The 5,047-nt window shown below is 60.9% G+C and carries 7 protein-coding genes; 5 read left to right on the top strand and 2 right to left on the bottom strand.

Features of this window, described 5'->3' with window-relative positions; translation table 11 throughout:
* The 4 genes from acpS (at position 1) to era (ending at position 3,090) form a co-directional block, all read left to right on the top strand.
* Entirely contained in the window at positions 1 to 414 is a 414-nt protein-coding gene (acpS, locus tag ACXJ7R_RS24540) for a holo-ACP synthase (protein WP_184871218.1), read from the top strand.
* A gap of 77 nt (positions 415 to 491) precedes the next feature.
* Positions 492 to 1,241 carry a signal peptidase I gene (gene lepB / locus ACXJ7R_RS24545; protein ID WP_457154089.1) on the top strand — a complete coding sequence of 250 codons (750 nt, stop codon included), beginning with the start codon at positions 492 to 494 and terminating at the stop codon, positions 1,239 to 1,241.
* Positions 1,241 to 1,987, top strand: coding sequence for a ribonuclease III (gene rnc, locus ACXJ7R_RS24550; RefSeq protein ID WP_457154092.1), 747 nt, complete (start codon positions 1,241 to 1,243; stop codon positions 1,985 to 1,987). The genes lepB and rnc overlap by 1 nt, the downstream gene beginning before the upstream one ends.
* A gap of 170 nt (positions 1,988 to 2,157) precedes the next feature.
* Positions 2,158 to 3,090 (top strand): GTPase Era, encoded by a 933-nt coding sequence (gene era / locus ACXJ7R_RS24555; protein ID WP_379026024.1) that lies wholly within the window; start codon positions 2,158 to 2,160, stop codon positions 3,088 to 3,090.
* Between the two features lie 146 nt (positions 3,091 to 3,236).
* On the opposite strand, the gene ACXJ7R_RS24560 is transcribed toward era, so the two are convergent.
* Together ACXJ7R_RS24560 and ACXJ7R_RS24565 are read right to left on the bottom strand one after the other, a co-directional pair.
* Entirely contained in the window at positions 3,237 to 4,052 is an 816-nt protein-coding gene (locus ACXJ7R_RS24560) for a CPBP family intramembrane glutamic endopeptidase (protein ID WP_457154090.1), read from the bottom strand.
* 294 nt (positions 4,053 to 4,346) lie between these two features.
* Positions 4,347 to 4,622: a hypothetical protein gene (locus ACXJ7R_RS24565; protein WP_457154091.1), complete on the bottom strand. Its 276-nt coding sequence runs from the start codon at positions 4,620 to 4,622 to the stop codon at positions 4,347 to 4,349.
* Positions 4,623 to 4,853: 231 nt separating this feature from the next.
* Between ACXJ7R_RS24565 and ACXJ7R_RS24570 the strand changes: the two genes are divergently transcribed.
* On the top strand, positions 4,854 to 5,047 hold a 194-nt coding region (locus ACXJ7R_RS24570), incomplete at its 3' end, for a porin (RefSeq protein ID WP_027038050.1).

Consider the following 5,047-nt stretch of genomic DNA (forward strand, 5'->3'; position numbering starts at 1 on the left):
ATGATCATCGGCATCGGCAGTGACCTGATCGATATCAGACGCATCGAAAAGTCGCTTGAGCGTCACGGCCAGCGCTTCATCCAGCGAATCTACACCGATCTCGAGCAGGCCCGCTCCGAGAACCGCCGCGCGCGTGCTGCGTCCTACGCCAAGCGCTTCGCCGCCAAGGAAGCCTGCGCCAAGGCGCTGGGCACGGGTCTGGCGCAGGGCGTGTTCTGGCGCGACATGGGTGTCGTCAACCTGCCCAGCGGCGCGCCGACCATGGCGCTGACGGGAGGGGCACGGGCGCGGCTGGACAAAATCCTGCCTAAGGGCCATCGGGCGGCAATCCACCTCACCATCACCGATGATTTCCCGCTCGCTCAAGCCTTTGTGATCATCGAGGCGTTGCCCGTCGAAGAAGCGCCACATTGATTGCATCTGACGACCGGCACGACGTTGCCCAGCGCGCGCCGAGACTCTATACCATCCAACGCACAATCGAGGACGACATGAGCGTGGTTGATAAATCTGAGAAGAAATCCGGCGGCCTTKGCGAGACCGTCAGCGTCATCGTGCAGGCGCTTTTGCTCGCCCTGGTCATCCGCACGCTGTTGTTCCAGCCTTTTTCGATCCCGTCGGGATCGATGCGCCCGACGCTTCTGGAAGGCGACTATCTGTTCGTCACCAAATGGTCCTACGGCTATTCCCGCTACTCGCTGCCTTTCGGCCCCGACATCTTTTCGGGCCGCATCTGGGGCTCCGAGCCGAAGCGCGGCGACGTGGTGGTGTTCAAGTTCCCGCCTGACCCGTCCGTCGACTACATCAAGCGCGTGGTCGGCCTGCCCGGCGACAAGATCCAGGTCAAGGACGGCCAGCTGTTCATCAACGACGTCGGCGTGCCGCGCGTGAAAACCGGCCAGATCGACAATCCCGACATCACCGAAGAGCCTCGGCCGATCGACGTCTACCGGGAAACGCTGCCCAACGGCGTCAGCTACGACACGCTGGACATCTCGCCCAATTCGATCGGTGACAACACCCGCGAATGGAACGTGCCCCCCGGCCACTATTTCATGATGGGCGACAACCGTGACAATTCCTCGGACAGCCGCTTCACCGTCGGCTTCGTCCCGGCGGAAAATCTGGTTGGCCGCGCCAATCTTGTTTTCTTCTCGATCGCCGGCAAGGCGAGCCCGCTCGAAATCTGGAAATGGCCGACGCTGATGCGCGCTTCGCGCCTGTTCCACTTCGTCAATTGATGGCTTTGAAGCGCCCGACAGGCGAAACACTGGCCGGTTTGGTGAAGGCCAAGACCGGCCATGTCTTCAAGGATCTCCGCTTGCTCGAGACCGCATTGACGCACTCCAGTGCGGTCAAGGCGGCAAGCAACAATCAGCGTCTCGAATTCCTTGGCGACCGAGTGCTTGGGCTTGTGGTCGCCGATATGCTTTTCGAAAAGTTTCCCGACGCGCCGGAAGGTGAAATTGCGCCACGTTTCAATGCACTGGTCGATGCGAAAACATGCTCCGAGATCGGCATCGAAATGCAGCTCGAGGATATGGTTCGGGCCGACGCGGCCTTGAAGACGCGGTCGCGTGGCTCGGGCGGAAACTATCTGGCAGATGCGGTCGAAGCCCTGATCGCGGCGGTTTATGTTGACGGTGGCATCGACGCCGCGCGGCGCTTCGTCCTGCGCTACTGGGAGCCGCGCTCGCGCACGGTTGTGGCAAAGCCGCTCAATCCGAAATCCGATTTGCAGGAATGGATTGCCAAGACCAGCGATGCGCGCCCTGAATATGTGATCGAAAAGCGCGAAGGGCCCGACCACCAGCCGGTCTTCACGGTGTCCTTGCAGGTCAGCGGCTTTGCGCCTTCCACCGGCACCGGCGGCTCCCGCAGGGCAGCGGAAGAAGCGGCGGCTTCGGCATTTCTTTTGCGTGAAGGCGTCTGGGCCAGCGCATCGAGCCAAAAATCGGAGCCGATTTTTGGAAAGCACGATGCGTAGAGTCAAAGTTTTAGAGCGTCCTTTGTGCGTCCAAGTAGACGCGCGCGCTCTGGAGCAATTCCGGGAAAAGTGTATAGCGCTCTCCCTCAGGGAATTGCGTCAAAACAAGGAGATAGAGCGGTTCGGCGTTTCCGTGAAACGATGAACCGCTCTGATGAAGGGAGCGCGGCATGACCGCCACCGAAGACACCTCTCCGGCAACGGAGGTCGCCGCCACGCACTCCGGTTTCGTTGCGCTGATCGGCGCGCCAAATGCGGGCAAGTCGACACTGGTCAACCAGCTGGTCGGCGCCAAGGTGTCGATCGTCACCCACAAGGTGCAGACGACCCGGGCCATCGTGCGCGGCATCGCCACGCATGACAATGCGCAGATCGTCTTCGTCGACACGCCCGGTATCTTCAAACCCAAGCGGCGGCTCGACACGGCAATGGTGACCACCGCCTGGGGCGGCGCCAAGGATGCCGATATCGTGCTGCTTTTGATCGACGCCGAGCGCGGCATCAGGGGCGATGCCGACGCCATCCTTGAGCGGCTGAAGGATGTGCGCCAGCCGATGGTGCTCATCCTCAACAAGGTCGATCGCGTCAAGCATGAGGCGCTGCTGGCCCTGTCGGCTGCAGCGAACGAGAAAGTGCCGTTCAAGCGCACCTTCATGGTCTCGGCGCTGACCGGTTCCGGCTGCAAGGACCTGCTCGACTATCTCGCCGAAGCCCTGCCGGCCGGCCCCTGGTATTATCCGGAAGATCAGATTTCGGACCTGCCGATGCGCCAGCTAGCGGCCGAGATCACCCGCGAAAAGCTTTATCTGCGGCTGCATCAGGAACTGCCCTATTCCTCCCATATCGAGACCGAGAAATGGGAAGAGAAGCCGGACGGCTCGGTGCGCATCGACCAGACCATCTATGTCGAGCGCGACAGCCAGAAGAAGATCGTCCTCGGCCACAAGGGCGAAACCATCCGCGCCATCGGACAGGCGGCTCGCATGGAGATCGCTGGCATCCTCGAACAGAAGGTGCACCTCTTCCTGTTCGTCAAGGTGCGCGAGAACTGGGGTGACGACCCCGAGCGCTATCGCGAGATGGGGCTCGAATTCCCGCGCTAATCCCGGGGATCGATGTAGTGCTTGCCGCCCATGCACCGATGACTTGATGTCGCCCTGTTGGCGGGGCTTTCGCCGCTCCCCGAGCGCCGGCAATACGCATCCGCGCCGCCGACCAAAGGTGCGGCGCCCCGCTTCGGACACCGCGCTCATTGCGCGCCTAGACAGCGCCAGCCGCGGCAAGCTGCGTCCTTTGGCCGGCGAACGAAGCTCTCGGTGCCGTAGTAGGCGACGATGGCGACGGCGATGATCGCCCAGATGGCCACGCCGATCCACTGCTGCTGCAGGTAGTCGCCGCCGGTGAAGACCTTGCCGAGGAAGCGCACGCTGTTTTGGTGCGTCACGTGCATGATGAAGGCGAGCAGCACGCTGCCGRTGTTCTGATAGAGCCAGGTGAACACAATTCCGGCCAGCACGACGTTGATCGTGCTGTAGAGGCTGAGGTCGCCGACCAGGCCGAGCGGGAAGTGCCAGATCGCCCAGATCACGCCGAGGATCAGGCTGCCGGTCAGTGCTGAATGGCTGGCGAGAAGACGTGGCGTCGCAAAGCCGCGCCAGCCAGGCTCTTCCCCGAGCGGGCCGCTGAAGACTGCGTACAGCGCTATGATCGGCAGCATCTCGGAGAGGGCCGGAATATTGCTCCAGGCCGGTGCTGCCGAGCCAAACAGCGGATTGATCAGGATCGAGATCAATTGTGTTCCGAAGGGCAGGCCGAATGCCACCAGGTACCACAACGGGTGAACCCGCCATTTCACCATCGAGGCGAGGATTGCCTTGACCGAACCCCAGCCGCCGGACAGGGCCGCGACGATGAAGCCGGCGGCCATAGGACCGAAGGTGAACCAGGGAATGCTGTCGCCATTCGACAGCCAGAATGGGATGAACGCCAGCCAGGTCAGGCCAAGCGCGAGCGAAAAGAAGGCGGTCAGCTGGTGCCTTCGCACCAGGCTCGGGACGGAAGTCATGTCGGTCCTCTCAGCGGGCAGATTGGTCACGAGAGGTCGCCGGGCTGCCCGATCGGTCGACATGCATCTGGAGACGAGCCAGCCGAATTGTTCGGCAGGCCGTGCCGACCGCATCGGCCAACCCGGGTCTATTGGCACCGGCGCGGCCAAAAATCCCGAGCGGTTTCTGAAAGAATTCCGATATTTCCGCTGGACAGACATCGCTCCGCTGTCTTGTCGCTACAGGACGATCCGCATCATTGGCGCGCGACCAACTCACACAGAATCGTCTTGATCGGTTGGCTGCCGTCATAATCAGCGACGCGACAGCGCTCCGGCGGGTTCGATCGCCTCGGCAAAAGCAAAACTGGCCGGGCAGGCGTCGCCCTGCATTTCGGCGCAGCGCCAGAGCGCAAGTGGCGGACGGATGCCATCGGATGGTCGGTGGGTGAAGAAATATCCAGCCAGCTTTTCGCCGAAAGCAGGCRCATATTTTGCGTGCGGAGCGCAATCGTAGAAATTTGATGTCAAAAAGTAATAATTAGCCGCGCAATTATCTGAAAATATATTGAATATATGACGTTGTTCCAATTGTGCTAACTTCCAATATGGAAAGTGTTATTTGTGCAACACAGCATTAATCTGTTGATGGAAACGGGATTATTTCCGGAATCGTCATTGAAGGCAGAAGGTCGATGGGTATGTTCGCCGCGGAAAAGGGCGAGCGGTGCGCGCCTTTTTCATTGTGGGGGTGAGGCGGGACAACATTGCCGCCAGCCACAAATCCGAAGCCATTTAAAACTATGACTGGAGAGTCAGAAAATGAACATCAAGAGCCTCCTTCTCGGCTCAGCCGCGGCACTGATCGCGGTCAGCGGCGCGCGCGCGGCTGACGCTGTCGTCGTCGCCGAACCGGAACCGGCCGAATACGTCAAGATCTGCGACGTCTACGGCGCCGGCTATTTCTATATCCCGGGCACCGAAACCTGCCTGCGCATCGGCGGCTATGTCCGTTA

The organism is Mesorhizobium sp. P5_C1, assembly GCF_054049815.1.